This window comes from Nonlabens sp. MB-3u-79 (genome assembly GCF_002831625.1).
Classification (GTDB): Bacteria; Bacteroidota; Bacteroidia; order Flavobacteriales; family Flavobacteriaceae; genus Nonlabens.
Map to the genome: position 1 here is coordinate 65,738 of NZ_CP025116.1, position 13,902 is coordinate 79,639.

Annotated in this window: 13 protein-coding genes; 3 read left to right on the forward strand and 10 right to left on the reverse strand. The window is 37.0% G+C overall.

The genetic code is table 11. The annotated features are described in order from the left end of the window. Positions 1-4: 4 nt before the first annotated feature. The 9 genes from CW736_RS00310 to mnmA form a co-directional block, all read right to left on the reverse strand. Positions 5-1,054, reverse strand: a complete 1,050-nt coding sequence (locus CW736_RS00310) for a sensor histidine kinase (protein ID WP_101012013.1) — start codon at positions 1,052-1,054, stop codon at positions 5-7. Beyond that, positions 1,055-2,185, reverse strand: coding sequence for an FIST signal transduction protein (locus CW736_RS00315; RefSeq protein ID WP_101012014.1), 1,131 nt, complete (start codon positions 2,183-2,185; stop codon positions 1,055-1,057). A gap of 1 nt (position 2,186) precedes the next feature. Continuing rightward, positions 2,187-4,166 (reverse strand): PAS domain-containing sensor histidine kinase, encoded by a 1,980-nt coding sequence (locus CW736_RS00320; RefSeq protein ID WP_101012015.1) that lies wholly within the window; start codon positions 4,164-4,166, stop codon positions 2,187-2,189. Then, the gene (locus CW736_RS00325; protein WP_101012016.1) at positions 4,159-4,701 is read right to left on the reverse strand and encodes a heme NO-binding domain-containing protein; all 543 of its coding nucleotides are present in this window, start codon (positions 4,699-4,701) and stop codon (positions 4,159-4,161) included. Before CW736_RS00325 ends, CW736_RS00320 begins: the two co-directional genes overlap by 8 nt. Next, entirely contained in the window at positions 4,701-5,117 is a 417-nt protein-coding gene (locus CW736_RS00330; RefSeq protein WP_101012017.1) for a response regulator, read from the reverse strand. Before CW736_RS00330 ends, CW736_RS00325 begins: the two co-directional genes overlap by 1 nt. A 119-nt stretch (positions 5,118-5,236) precedes the next feature. After that, on the reverse strand, positions 5,237-5,872 hold the full coding sequence (gene trhA / locus CW736_RS00335; protein WP_101012018.1) for a PAQR family membrane homeostasis protein TrhA: 636 nt from the start codon (positions 5,870-5,872) through the stop codon (positions 5,237-5,239). Further along, positions 5,865-6,821 (reverse strand): NAD(P)H-dependent flavin oxidoreductase, encoded by a 957-nt coding sequence (locus CW736_RS00340; RefSeq protein WP_101012019.1) that lies wholly within the window; start codon positions 6,819-6,821, stop codon positions 5,865-5,867. The genes trhA and CW736_RS00340 overlap by 8 nt, the downstream gene beginning before the upstream one ends. Positions 6,822-7,045: 224 nt before the next feature. Next, complete coding sequence (locus CW736_RS00345; protein WP_101012020.1) at positions 7,046-8,626, reverse strand: S8 family serine peptidase; 1,581 nt, start codon at positions 8,624-8,626, stop codon at positions 7,046-7,048. Between the two features lie 1,335 nt (positions 8,627-9,961). Continuing rightward, positions 9,962-11,158 carry a tRNA 2-thiouridine(34) synthase MnmA gene (gene mnmA / locus CW736_RS00350; RefSeq protein ID WP_101012021.1) on the reverse strand — a complete coding sequence of 399 codons (1,197 nt, stop codon included), beginning with the start codon at positions 11,156-11,158 and terminating at the stop codon, positions 9,962-9,964. A 163-nt stretch (positions 11,159-11,321) separates the two neighbouring features. On the opposite strand from mnmA, the gene CW736_RS00355 reads away from it, so the two are divergent. The 3 genes from CW736_RS00355 to CW736_RS00365 all read left to right on the forward strand — a co-directional run bounded on the left by CW736_RS00355 (position 11,322) and on the right by CW736_RS00365 (position 13,325). Beyond that, complete coding sequence (locus tag CW736_RS00355) at positions 11,322-12,296, forward strand: fasciclin domain-containing protein (protein WP_101012022.1); 975 nt, start codon at positions 11,322-11,324, stop codon at positions 12,294-12,296. 82 nt (positions 12,297-12,378) lie between these two features. Continuing rightward, positions 12,379-12,846, forward strand: a complete 468-nt coding sequence (locus tag CW736_RS00360) for a transcription elongation factor (protein WP_101012023.1) — start codon at positions 12,379-12,381, stop codon at positions 12,844-12,846. 20 nt (positions 12,847-12,866) lie between these two features. Next, complete coding sequence (locus CW736_RS00365; RefSeq protein ID WP_101012024.1) at positions 12,867-13,325, forward strand: hypothetical protein; 459 nt, start codon at positions 12,867-12,869, stop codon at positions 13,323-13,325. A 104-nt stretch (positions 13,326-13,429) separates the two neighbouring features. Here CW736_RS00365 and CW736_RS00370 read toward each other — a convergent pair whose 3' ends face one another. Beyond that, positions 13,430-13,795, reverse strand: coding sequence for a hypothetical protein (locus CW736_RS00370; protein ID WP_101012025.1), 366 nt, complete (start codon positions 13,793-13,795; stop codon positions 13,430-13,432). Positions 13,796-13,902: the final 107 nt, after the last annotated feature.

Here is a 13,902-nt window from a genome sequence, read left to right on the forward strand (position 1 = left end):
TTGATTATTTTTTAGGTAAGGTGAAAAAAAATGAAGTTCCCTTACCTAGTTCACTATCGAGCCAAATTTCTCCATTGTAATAAGTAATTATTTTTTTAACGATAGAAAGCCCCATGCCTACAGTATTAGAGTCGTTTTCTAGCTTTTGAAATACTTGAAATATTTTATCAAAATAAGCTGCGTCAATGCCTTTACCGTTGTCTTTTATTTCAAATTGATACTTAGAATCCAAGTCTCTACTTATAATATCAATACGCCCATTTACTTTATCCATATTGGAAACAGCATTATCGATCAGGTTTTCAAAGAGCTGTTGTAATTTAAACTGGTCCCCATTAATAAAAGGCAACTGGTGCATTTTTACTTCTATGTGCTCTGATACATGAAGTAATTTAATAGTGTCCTGAACTAATCGATTTAAGTCAACCTCACGGTCTGTTCTCACTTCTTTATTTATAGTAGAATATTTCAAAATTCCTGAAATGAGCGCATCCATTTTTTCTAAATGAGAAACAATTAACGATAGATGCGTTTTACCTTCTTTATCTAAAACGTCTTCAAAATCCTCTTTTATCCAACTTACTAAAGCTTCTATACTCCTCAAAGGAGATTTCAAGTCATGAGAAACTATTTGAGCATAATCATTGAGCTCTTTATTTTGAATAGCCAGTTCTACAAGTAACCTCTCCTGATCTTTATTCACTTTTATTAATTGCTCTGCTTGCTCACGTATATAATTAGCAAGATTCTTCCCTTCAATACTTTTAGATTTGTCCCTATTACTTTTTAGAATATCACTAGGTTGCACAACATTGATGACATTTTGTAGTTTAGATAGAAGCAAGCGCTGTTGACTGGTTTCTTCTCTAAGTGCTGTATTTGCCTCAAAAAGCTCATCAGAACTTATTTTCATAGCTCTTTGAGTTAATTTAAATTGGTCCTCTAGATTGTTATAAGAGTCTCCTACGGCTTTTAAAAAGACCTGTAAATCTTCTTTATCTTTTAAACCGTCAGGCAAGAACTTACGTATTTGTCTTACTAAAAGTGGATTCATTTATTCGCTTATTAATGTTATCGTCATGGTCTGGTTGTGTAACTTGCAGCTGCGCTCTCCATAAAAAGGGGCAATCTCACCATAAGAATACATTCCTCCTATAACTACATCATCACCTATTACACTTCGCACCTCTTCGATTTCTTCTTCAATTCTTTGATCAAGCACTAATTTGCGCCCTATGCAACTAATAAGCAACGCTAATTGCGGCGGCTGGCTTCTTCCTTCCATTGCTCTAATAGCAGCAGTTTCTGACGCAGCGGCAATACTATCCATATTAGTCATCATTAATTGCACCGTAGAATTATTAGGAACGTCACCTGCTAGAATCATCGCATTCTTTTCTTCATCGATATTTAAAATAGTGCGAACAAATGATTGTTTGTTCTCCTGATTTTTTACATTTAATGGATATATCAATGCTGATCCTGGTAATTCATTTGCTTTATCTCCTAAATAGGTCTTATATAGGTCTAACGCAGGCCTTCCATCAATTTCATATAGAACATTACCTTCAGCCTTAGTTACTAAACGCTCCGGTCCAAAGGGTGTCCAACCGCCATAAATGGAGAAAGAAACTTCTAAGGTATCTCCATAAAAACCTATAACCACTATCTCTCCTTCTTTAGGTGCTTCATTGTAGGATACGATTGTCTTTTCAAAACGGCTATCATCCCCACATAAACCTCCAGTGATTAAAACTTTAGGCAAGCTTTCTTGCATGCCTTTAGTCAGCGCAGATCCATTTACAAAACTTCCTTCTGAAAGGACAAATATATATTTAAGCCCTTTCGGATTTAATTTTTGAACTACCGCTCTACCTGCTATTTCACTATCGCCATTGGCATCGTTTATATTATACGTCTGTATTTGAAAACTACTGCGCTCTAACTCTATTGCAGTTACCGTAATATGATCATCATTAACAGAACTGCCCACTAGTTCACCACAGGAAGAACCAAAAACTAAGTGTCCATGAGGAAAAAAGTCCCTTAATTCTTTGTAAACAGAGTCAGACTCTAAAAGAAATCTATTTCCTAAAACAAGAACTAATGGTTGAATTAATTCAATATGATTACTTAAATACTGCCAAGCTTCTCCTGACTTTTTTTGTAACTGTACTGTTTTCATATCAGTATTTTTTTATAGTGAAAAAAAATGTAGTTCCTTCCCCTGAACTGCTTTCTAGCCAGATGCGACCGTTATATAGGTCAACTATTTTTTTTACAATAGAAAGGCCTATACCGGTAGATTCTTCTTTTTCGTTAAGTGATTGAAAGATTTGGAAAATCTTTTGATGATATTCTTTGTCGATTCCTATACCATTATCCTTTAAAGAAAAAGTGTACTCATCAATTCCTTCTTGATAATCTACCTCTATAAAACCTCTTTCCTTTTCACAGTAGTTAATAGCGTTACTTATTAAGTTTTGAAATAATTGCTGAATTTTAACACGATCTACTATTAATTTAGGTAAGGGCTTTTTTACATTGAAAACAATATGATCTGGAAAATGCAATAATGTCACAATGTCTTCCATTACATTATTCAAGTCTACTTCTGTTGGGGAGTCATTATTATTAATAATACTGGAATATTCTAAAATATCAGAAATGAGTAGCTCCATTTTTTCTAAAGTAGCATCAATCATCTTAAAATTATCTAGAGTATCATGTGATAATTTACCTTGATTATCATCCTTTATCCAACTCATTAAAGCACTAATACTAAGCAAAGGAGATTTTAAATCGTGTGAAACTACATGAGCATATTCTTGTAATTCTTCATTACTCTTTTCCAGTTTATCAAGTAAATTTTCTTTTTGTAATTCCAGACTTTTCAGTTGTGTAATATCTAGGTGTATTCCTATAGACCCCGTCACTTGACCCTTGATATTATAATTAGGAGCACCACTTATAAGCCAGTGCTTTATAGAACCATCTTTAGCTTTCACCCTTACTTCGTATGAGTTTGAAAGTCCGTCAAGACGTTTCCTGTTTTCATTTTCAAGTATACTTTGATCTTCTTTTACAATTAACATATCCGAATATAGACGACCTATTAATTCCTTTTTAGAATATCCAGACATTTGCTCCAGACTCTGATTCTCCATAATAATTCTATCCTCATTATCAACTTCAATAAGTCCTAGATTCATATTGGCTATGATACTGCTGTACTTCTGTCGCTCTGCCTCTATACCTTCATGATATTTCTTTTTAAGGGTCACGTCTCGATACGTCCATAAATGACCTTGGTATTCACCTTCTTCATAGATAGGGATAAAATCTCTTTCTAGAATACTACCATCTTTTAAAAATAGTTCATCAGAGAAGACTTGATTTTTTTCTTTTGTTAGGAAATTTATGCGTTTTACAAACTCACTTGGGTTTTTAAACAAGTGCTTGCTTTCTTCTGCAGCATCAGCAAAGTTAATACCTATCATTTCTTTTGGATCCAATGGTATTTTAAAGAATTCACAAAATCGTTGGTTAGTGACTACTACATTTCGGTCTTCATCTTCAAGTAAAACGGCACTGTGTAAATGACTTATTAATGTTGAGAGTCGGTTTTGAGATTCCAGTAATAGTTGGTTTTCCGCCTTCTCTTCTGTAATATCTCTTACAATTCCCTGGGCAGCAACTGGCTGATTTTTTCCGTTATAAACAATACTTGCATTGATATGTACCATCCTGGTTAAACCGCTAGCTATTATAATTTTAACCTGAAAATCTTTAATCGATCCGTTTTCCATTAATTCTTGAAAACTAGAAAGAACTTTAAGTCGTTCTTCCGGCAATACCATAGAAAAAAGATTCAATTTTCCCTCAAGAGAATAGCCAAGTAACTTTTGTGCCGCCTCATTCATACTCAATACTAAACCCTTAAGGTCCATTACAACATAAGCGTCTAGCATATTTCCAAAAACTCCTTTAAGCTCTGAAGTTTTAGTTTGTAATAGTTTATATAATTTTTCATTTGAAATCTCTAACTCCTTAGATTTCAAATACAGTTCTTTGGATTTTTCTTCAAGTATGCGTTCGGCTTCTTTTCTCGCGGCTTTTTCTCGCGCAAGTGCCCGTTCATAAATTTTGATTTTATTACTATCCATGAGTAGCTATACTGAATTTTACTTCGGTGCCATTTTCTTTTATGTTTTCTACAAGAATGGTCGCATTTGTATTAAAGTGCTCAAATGTCTTATTCATAAGTCCTTTTCCAAAAGAAGACATGGCTCTACTGGATTTATAAATCATAATCAAGGTAGTTTCTGTTTTTTCTACCACCATAAAATAAGGCAATTCTGCATCTGGATAGATCTTACGCACTTCTACATGAATGTGATTCTCTATGGAAGAAAGCATTTCAATAGGATCATTGTACTGCGTTAAAAAATAAGGGTAGCTCTTTTCTACAACACTAAAAAAATGTTCTCCATAAATAAGAAGTAAGTCATTAATAGCTATACCTGTTTCTTTATTTAAGTTCCTAAGAAGACTTAGCATTTCTGAAAAGCTATAAGTTCCAACAGCCGTATAAACACCATTTGAAGCCAAATTAGAGTTATTGATTATGGTATCTACCATTTCAACACCAAATTTTTCTTCTACCAGATCTATAAACTCTGTAAAAACAATTCCTTTCATTATAATTTAATTAATTGATTCATTCTCCAATAATCAAACGTAACTTTAATTTTAGCAACATAATCTTCATACTTTAAAGGTTTAATAATATAACCTGCTACACCTATCGAGTAACAAGAAAGAACATCCTTACGATTGCTAGAAGTAGTTAAGATAATAGTTGGAATGTATTTTAAGGCCTCATCTTGTTTAAGGATTTTTAAAAATTCTAATCCATTGATTTTTGGCATGTTTAAATCTAAAAATATGACATCAGGAATTAACTCGTGATCCTTTAATATTGAAAGTGCATGTTCCCCATTTTTAGCCTCTATCAATTCATGATCTAGTTCTAGCTTTTTGATAGCTCTTTTAAGCTTCATAACTTCAATAGCATCATCCTCAATAAGAAGTACTTTTAGTTTTAATCTTTCCAATTTGAATGAATTTCATTAAAGATGAGTAATTAAAAGAAAAATCACGACCTAATTTAGTTCAAACCACATATAACTGACGGTAAATAACCTTTATGTGTCGATGGATGGTAAAAAAATATTTAAACTCCACTCACCACAAACCAAACCATAGCAGCATGACTCAGGCTTCCTCCTAACACAAATAGGTGCCAGATCACGTGATTGAAATACAGTTTATTCCACACATAAAATACGATCCCTACCGTAAAGAAAATACCTCCTGAAATTAAGAGATTCATCTGTAAAAAAGTAAAGGCATCGCTTAAGGTCTGAAGGTCAAAGACAATCATCCATCCCATCACCAAGTACAATACACTGGAAAAGGCTTCAAACTTTCCTGTAAAGAACAATTTCCAAATCGTACCAAATATTGCGACTCCCCAAACGGCAGCTAAAATATACCATCCGCTAGAGGATTCTAAAGTAATCAAACAAACTGGTGTGTAAGTTCCAGCTATAGAACCATAAATAGAAATATGGTCCAGTTTTCTAAGTTTAAATTTTAAAACTCCTTCTTTTGCTCTGTGGTAAGACGTTGATGATACATACAAGAAAAGTTGGGATGAGCAATACACTAAAAGTGCCGCTAACATATAATCTATAGACCAATCTGCATTTGTAAATAGCCCAATGCTTATCCCTATAAAAAGTAGAAACCCAATCCCATGAGTAATAACATTCCAAACCTCTTCTAGGTCGGTTTGTACTCTAGCCATCAAGGGATTTATTTAGAAGTTCTTTTCTTGCCTCCTCGTATTCAGCAACCATATCTTTTACTACTTGAGCCGCTGGAATAATGTCATCTATTAATCCTGAAACTTGTCCTATCTCAAGTTCGCCGTCGTTCATATCACCTTCAAACATTCCTTTTTTAGCTCTTGCTCTTCCTAAAAGTGTTTTTAATGCCTCTGGAGTGGGTGCTGTTTTGTACAACTCTTGAACATCGTTCCAAAATTTATTACGCATCATTCTTACTGGAGCCAGTTCTTTCAATGTCAAATGCGTTGCTCCTTCCGCAGCTTCTACAACAGCCTTTTTAAAATTAATGTGACTGCTTGCTTCATTTGTCGCGACAAATCTGCTTCCTACTTGTACTCCATCTGCGCCTAGAATCATTGCCGCAAGCATTCCTCGACCGGTAGCAATTCCGCCGGCGGCGATCAGTGGAATATCAATTGCTTTTGCCACTTGTGGAATTAAGGTCAAGGTGGTCGACTCTTCTCTGCCGTTATGTCCGCCAGCTTCAAAACCTTCGGCAACCACCGCATCTACTCCAGCTTCTTGTGACTTTAAGGCAAATTTTACCGAACTCACTACATGAACTACCGTAATACCAGCATCCTTTAATCGTTTGGTGTAGGTCTTAGGATTTCCTGCACTAGTAAAAACAATCGGCACTTTTTCTTCAATGATAATTTCTAGAATTTCTTCAAGATCCGTATACAACAAGGGTACGTTGACACCATAAGGCTTATCTGTTCCCGCTTTTGTTTTTTGGATGTGTTCTCTCAATACCTCAGGGTACATGGAGCCTGCTCCTATTAAACCCAACCCACCAGCGTTGCTTACTGCGGTGACTAATTTATGTCCACTTGCCCAAATCATCCCGCCTTGAATGATAGGGTATTTAATATTGAATAATTTTGTGATGGAATTTTGTGGCATGAAGGTGATTGCTTGAATTTAAACTTGATGCAAATTTAAGAATATTCCATGGGTAAATGCATCGCGCCAAACCCTTTTCGTCCGTCGCTATCGCTTCCTGATATTTTTCCCTTCGGCTTAAAGGAAAGGCTTCGACTGAGAGTCATTTGAACTAATAGTCGGTAGTAAATAGTTTATTTCTAAGAATATCTGCTATGCTTGTTTATAAAAAGTAATTGTTACAACTATCGAACCACCACTTTGTAGGTAGTCTCTTTTTGATCAATTCTAAAAAGATAGAACCCGGCAGCAACTTGATGGAGGTCTATACGATCATCTTGTAGTGCTGATTGTTCAAAAACGAGTTGTCCTTGTAAGTTGTAGAGTTGGAAAGAGGTGACGTTTTCGCCTGGAGCGGTATTGAAAATCAACTCTTTATCTTTTACATAATAATTAAAATCCTGAGCATTGAAACTGGTCGTACTTAAGGTTTGTTGTGCGGCTCCAAAATCAGGAATTCCATAACCCAACAAATTATCTGGAGTCATGGCTTGATGAGCACTGGCTCGCACGGCATCGACTATTTGTTGAGGTGTAAGGTTGGGGAAGGCTTGCATCAAACAAGCTACCGAACCACTAATCAATGGTGCGCTAAAAGAGGTGCCACTTGTAGCTACCAGATTCCCAGATTCGTCTATAGTTGCCGTAGCGCTTCCTTGGGCGGCAATATCAGGACGTATGCGACCATCTACCGTGGGGCCGATACTGGAAAAACTTGATTTTACTTCTGTGGCAGTCACAGCGCCTATAGAAAATGCTCCCAACGCATCTGCCGGGGCAGCATTGTAGGGATGAAGATTGCTATTACCTGAGTTTCCTGCGCTGGTAACCACTACAATTCCTTTCTGAAAAGCAACATTAGTTCCTCGGGAAATAAAGGCTGTGATACCGTTCATATCTTGATAATCGAGGCTTTCGGCGGTGTTGTCAAAATCTAAATAACCTAGAGATACATTGATCACATCAACACCAAGAGAATCTGCACGCTCTGCGGCTTGCACCCAATAAGACATTTCTGCTGGAGTTTCTTGTAAGGCTTCTTCTGTACGGAATAAATGATATCGGGCATCTGGTGCTGTTCCTTCAAAGTTACCAGGGTCATTTCCAGCCATCACGCTCAATACTCTTGCTCCGTGATAGTGGTCTTCATAAATAGTCGCATCTCGATCTACAAAATCCCAACCGCCAGCAATGCCATTGCTAGTGCGCAATTGCGCAAAACCCGTATTGACATCTACATTGGGAAAGCCAGAATCAGTCACGGCAATGAGCATACCAGAACCTGTATTTCCTGTATTATGCAAATCGTCTAGACCTATCATTTGTATTTGATTTGTTGCCGTACCATAAGCCAGTGGTGTGGTGACTGTCTGAGCAAACTTATCTCGATAACTTCTAGAGGCACTTTTTGTAGGGTCGGCGTAATCGATGCTGGACACAAAAGCGAGATTTGCTAGCGCATCAATATGGGTAGTAGTTCCTACCACATGTACGCAATTGAACCATTTGGACTGGGCTTTGTAAGTGATTCCCGGTTGGGCTTTGATCTGTGCGACATACAACTGATTTACAGGCATATCTCTATCGTCTATAGGAATGCTGTGCCTGGCTTTTCGGTCTAGTGATCTTTGAGTTAAAATACTCTGTGGGTTGGTAAGTGACGCCACCGTATTGGGTTTATCAGCAAAGTAAATCCAAGCGTGAAAATCTTGGGCACTGGCCAAGCTCGTTATTAAACCAACAACTAAAAACAACAGGTTTTTCATAGGCTTTAAATTTACGAAATTTTTATCCTATATTTTTTCCTCTAGAAAGGACCGTTATTTTCTTTATACTGACATTTTAGAGTGGGTTCGAGTTCAAGTTCATTTTACCGCTTCTTTCCCCAACCCTAAAGGGTGGAAGCTATTCTTTTAATTGTCATTCCGCTCTTGATGCAGAATCTATTTGTGTCTTGTCATTCCGCACTTGATGCGGAATCTGTTTATACTTTCTCGGTTTTTCATTTCATACATTCCCATCCAATAAACATCGCAACACCCATCCCAACCTTCCCTCAAGGGAAGGCTTTTAATCGTTTTTTCAAGTTCGAATTCAACTTCAACTTCTCTGGCCTATCCTAAATCCTTTCCAAAGGAAAGGACCGTTATTTTCTTTAAACTTGCTTTTGAGAGTAGATTCCAGTTCGAGTTTGAGTTCGAGTTCTGTGTCCTATCCTAAATCCTTTCCAAAGGAAAGGACCGTTATTTTCTTTATACTGACATTTTAGAGTGGATTCAAGTTCGAGTTCGAGTTCAAGCTCTCTGGCCTATCCTAAATCCTTTCCAAAGGAAAGGACCGTTATTTTCTTTATACTGACATTTTAGAGTGGGTTCAAGTTCGAATTCAACTTCAACTTCTCTGGCCTATCCTAAATCCTTTCCAAAGGAAAGGACCGTTATTTTCTTTATACTTGCTTTTTAGAGTGGATTCAAGTTCGAGTTCGAGTTCTGTGTACTATCCTAAATCCTTTCCAAAGGAAAGGACCGTTATTTTCTTTATACTTGCTTTTTAGAGTGGGTTCAAGTTCGAATTCAAGTTCAAGTTCAAGTTCTCTGGCCTATCCTAAATCCTTTCCAAAGGAAAGGACCGCTGTTTTCTTTATACTGGCTTTTGAGAGTGGATTCAAGTTCGAATTCAAGTTCAAGTTCTGTGTCCTATCCTAAATCCTTTCCAAAGGAAAGGACCGTTATTTTCTTTATACTGGCTTTTGAGAGTGGGTTCGGGTTCGAGTTCAAGTTCAAGTTCGAGTTCTGTGTCCTATCCTAAATCCTTTCCAAAGGAAAGGACCGTTATTTTCTTTATACTGGCTTTTGAGAGTGGGTTCGGGTTCGAGTTCGGGTTCGAGTTCAAGTTCTCTGTCCTATCCTAAATCCTTTCCAAAGGAAAGGACCGCTGTTTTCTTTATACTGGCTTTTGAGAGTGGGTTCGAGTTCGAGTTCGGTTTCGAGTTCTGTGTCCTATCCTAAATCCTTTCCAAAGGAAAGGACCGTTATTTTCTTTATACTGACATTTTAGAGTGGATTCAAGTTCGAATTCAAGTTCAAGTTCGAGTTCATTTTCTAAGCAATTACTCCAGAACCTAAACACTCATTATCTTGATACCAAGCCACAAATTGTCCTGGAGAAATGGCACTTTGCTCGTCATCAAAAATAACGTACAGCCCATTTTCTGTACGATGCAATGTCGCTTTCTCCAAAGTCTGACGGTAACGTATACGTGCCATTACTTCTAGAGTACTTCCTATTTCTATCTCTAGATCTTCTCTGATCCAGTGTGTTTCGGCGGCTGTCACAAAAAGTCCGCGTCTGTATAATCCTGGATGTTTTTTTCCTTGACCTACATAAATCGTATTGGTAATCACGTCTGTTTCAATGACAAAAAGCGGCTCTGGCGTTCCTCCTACAGCGAGTCCTTTACGCTGTCCACGTGTAAAATAATGCGCCCCTTGATGTTGTCCAACTTTTTTTCCTTCTGTTGGATGGTATTTCCGCTTTCGCGAAAGCGTTACCAGTTCATTATCCCGGCCAGCATCTTTTACAGGAACAAGTTCTAGCATCTTCTCGCGACTGGTTTGCGCAGCAATTTCCACAATATCGCCGAGTTTAGGTTTCAATTGCTGTTGTAAAAAATCTGGTAGTCGTACTTTTCCTATAAAACACAATCCTTGAGAATCCTTTTTACCAGCAGTAATTAAATTCTGAGCAGCGGCTATTTCTCTCACTTGAGGTTTCTGTAAATGACCTATTGGAAAGAGCGTTTTGGCGAGTTGTTTTTGAGAAACCTGACACAAAAAATAGCTTTGATCCTTATTTGTGTCTGCACCACCTATCAAATGATGTATTTCTTGACCGTTTTCTATACTTGTTGTTTTCTGGCAGTAATGACCTGTTGCTACAAAATCAGCACCTAGTTCTAAGGCAATATCCATAAAGACATCAAACTTGATCTCGCGATTGCAAAGCACATCTGGATTAGGTGTGCGCCCACGAGCGTACTCGTCAAACATATAATCTACAATGCGCTCCTTATATTGATTGCTTAAATCTACCGTCTGAAATGGAATCCCCAACTTATCTGCGACCAGCATCGCATCATTAGAATCTTCTAACCACGGACACTCATCGCTTATAGTCACGGTATCATCGTGCCAGTTTTTCATAAACAAACCGATAACCTCGTGACCTTGTTCTTTTAATAAATATGCAGCAACGCTAGAGTCTACGCCACCAGAAAGTCCTACTACTACTTTTGCCATACTGCAAAAATACGATAAGAGCAGTCGATAAAAGTTGCCAACTGATTAGATTTTTCTTATTGTGGAAAGTAATTTATCTATCAAATAACTTCCTGTTTTGAAGGCCTTATAAACAATTTAAATAGTTTGTTTTCGTTATTTTGCAACTTGAAAAAGAAAAGAAATGAAGACTGCTTTTAAAAAATATACTGTTGCAGCACTTGCACTAGTCACCATCGTATTTATTTCATGTGAAGATGCAGATGATAATGGGAATATCATAGATCCTAATAACTCTGCATACGACTTGACAGAAACCAACACCGATTTGAGTATTCTCAATACGGCATTGATACAAACAGGTCTGGACGCGACATTAGATTCACAAGGAACCTATACCGTTTTTGCTCCTAATAATGCGGCTTTCAATCAGTATTTTACGGCAAACGGTTATGCCAATATTGAAGCAGTTCCTATAGCAGAGTTAAGAGCCATTTTACTATACCACGTTATTAATGCTGAGGTAACTAGCGATTTATTAAGTACTGGTTATGTAAAAACTCTAGGTAAAGATGAAGAAGTGGAAGCTCTAGACTTATTTATAGAGGCTACTACTCCGGTTGTATTAAACGGCAGTGCCCATGTAACACAAGCTGATATTGAGGTAGATAATGGAGTGGTTCATATTATTGACGGAGTTTTAGACTTACCTACTATAGCCACTCTAATTGCTGCAAATCCAGAATTTAGTAATCTAGAAACCGCACTTTTACAACAAGGATTAGAAATCACTTTATCCAATACAAATGGGACCATGCAAGATCCATTTACTTTGTTTGCTCCTACAGACGATGGGTTTCAAGCTTTAATAGCCTTAGATCCTATGGACGGTCTTACTAACCTACAAGACATTCTTGACCTGACCAATCTAACCGATATCTTATTATATCATGTAGTAGGAAACGAACGCATACGCTCTGGAGATATCAGTAATGGACTCGTAATTGATCCTATTACCGCAGGAACCTTTTCTATAGACACCATGTCTGGCATTGTCATCACTGATGCACAGATGACGCAAGCCAACATAACTGCTACAAATGTTACTGCTGTCAATGGAGTCATTCATACTTTAGATATTGTGATACGACCTATGTAACTAAAATATCTCCAAAATTTTAAAAAGTCTCGCTCTTCGGCGGGACTTTTTTTATTCTATATTTACCATAATAGCGCATTTTATGAATAGGATCAATTACCCAGAATTTAAAAAAACCATCAATACGCACTGTCTTGAAACAGTGGGGGAACGATTAACAACTATTGAAAAAAACCTAGACTCCTTAATGGACGCTAAGCGTAATGAAACAAAAAGTAGTGCTGGAGATAAGTATGAAACCGGTAGAGCCATGATTCAAAATGAAGAAGAGCTCTACAAAAGGCAACGTGCTGAAACTTCTAAAATCCTCGATCAATTGCTACGTATCGATCCAGATAAAGAATGCCAACAGATAGAACCTGGAGCATTAGTTCTATTGCCTACTGGTTTATTCTATGTAGCTGCTGGAATGGGTAAACTTTCCGTGAATGAAATGGACTGTTTTGCGATATCATTATCTTCCCCTATAGGTCAAGCATTGAAAGGTAAAAAAACAGGTGAAGTCATTAGGTTTCAAGATCAAGATGTGATCATTTTAAAAGTGTATTAATAATTAAGTGCTTTTCTGTTATGTCCTCTAAATTGAATAAACAATTAAGCGAATTAGTCTCTTTTATTAAAAAGGGTGACCAATTCAACCCTAAGGTTTCCAATAAAGGCACGTACTGGCATCTGGATCACAGTTTACAGGTATTGCATGCCATTTTAAAAGCTTTGACCAACTCTAATCCAGAAGATTACCAACCTAAGTTCTCGTTGCCTAAGTTGATGATCATGACAACAGGCTTTATTCCGCGAGGAAAAGGTCGCGCACCTAAGCAAACTATACCTGCAGGCAAAATTTCAGAAGAAGAGTTGTTTTCTGCCCTTGAGAAAATTAAAGAAGCAAAAAAAAACCTCAACGACTTATCAAAAAACAACCACTTTAGACATCCGCTTTTTGGGTGTTTAAATCTGAATGATGCGATTAAGTTTATGAGGATTCACACCCAGCATCACTTAAAAATCATGAGGGATATTGTGAAGTAATGACTTGTAGCACAAATAAATAGGAGTCTATCGATGACTTCCTTTAAAACAAAAAAAATCCAGCTTTTTGAGTTGGATTTTTTTTGATGTATGAGTTGAAATACTTACTCCTCTTCTTCGTCTTTTTTCTTGACCTTAGGAACAAATAAGGCTGCCCTTTCCAATAATTTTTCAGACACTTTGAACTCTCCACTAAACTCATAAGTGGCGTCTTCTCTGCTGAATTTGAAATAAGCAGTCTTAGCCCATCTTAAGTCGGTTGCTTTTTTAAGAAATTGCTCGTGTGTAAGGATTTCTTCTACCTCATCATTTTTCCATACGAGTACACGATAAATACCTACTCCATTTTTCATACTTCTCTCGATAACCTCTCTAAAAGCGTCTGATGAGAATACCTGTACGCCTTCTTCAGTAACCTTGTAGTCAAGGTCTTTAAATAAGATAGCAGTTAAGAATTGTTCTAAAGTCATGGTTCTTTTTATTATAGATGGCAAAGGTACTGCTATCCTCTTTTATATTAATGAATAGCACTTATAATTATAGACATTCCAGCGATACTAATTATAGAATACCATAA

Bases quoted from the DNA above. Each gene is read 5' to 3' on its own strand.
- CW736_RS00310 (WP_101012013.1), bottom strand. From the start codon at position 1,054: ATGAATCCACTTTTAGTAAGACAAATACGTAAGTTCTTGCCTGACGGT.
- CW736_RS00315 (WP_101012014.1), bottom strand. From the start codon at position 2,185: ATGAAAACAGTACAGTTACAAAAAAAGTCAGGAGAAGCTTGGCAGTAT.
- CW736_RS00320 (WP_101012015.1), bottom strand. From the start codon at position 4,166: ATGGATAGTAATAAAATCAAAATTTATGAACGGGCACTTGCGCGAGAA.
- CW736_RS00325 (WP_101012016.1), bottom strand. From the start codon at position 4,701: ATGAAAGGAATTGTTTTTACAGAGTTTATAGATCTGGTAGAAGAAAAA.
- trhA (WP_101012018.1), bottom strand. From the start codon at position 5,872: ATGGCTAGAGTACAAACCGACCTAGAAGAGGTTTGGAATGTTATTACT.
- CW736_RS00340 (WP_101012019.1), bottom strand. From the start codon at position 6,821: ATGCCACAAAATTCCATCACAAAATTATTCAATATTAAATACCCTATC.
- CW736_RS00345 (WP_101012020.1), bottom strand. From the start codon at position 8,626: ATGAAAAACCTGTTGTTTTTAGTTGTTGGTTTAATAACGAGCTTGGCC.
- mnmA (WP_101012021.1), bottom strand. From the start codon at position 11,158: ATGGCAAAAGTAGTAGTAGGACTTTCTGGTGGCGTAGACTCTAGCGTT.
- CW736_RS00355 (WP_101012022.1), top strand. From the start codon at position 11,322: ATGAAGACTGCTTTTAAAAAATATACTGTTGCAGCACTTGCACTAGTC.
- CW736_RS00360 (WP_101012023.1), top strand. From the start codon at position 12,379: ATGAATAGGATCAATTACCCAGAATTTAAAAAAACCATCAATACGCAC.
- CW736_RS00365 (WP_101012024.1), top strand. From the start codon at position 12,867: ATGTCCTCTAAATTGAATAAACAATTAAGCGAATTAGTCTCTTTTATT.
- CW736_RS00370 (WP_101012025.1), bottom strand. From the start codon at position 13,795: ATGACTTTAGAACAATTCTTAACTGCTATCTTATTTAAAGACCTTGAC.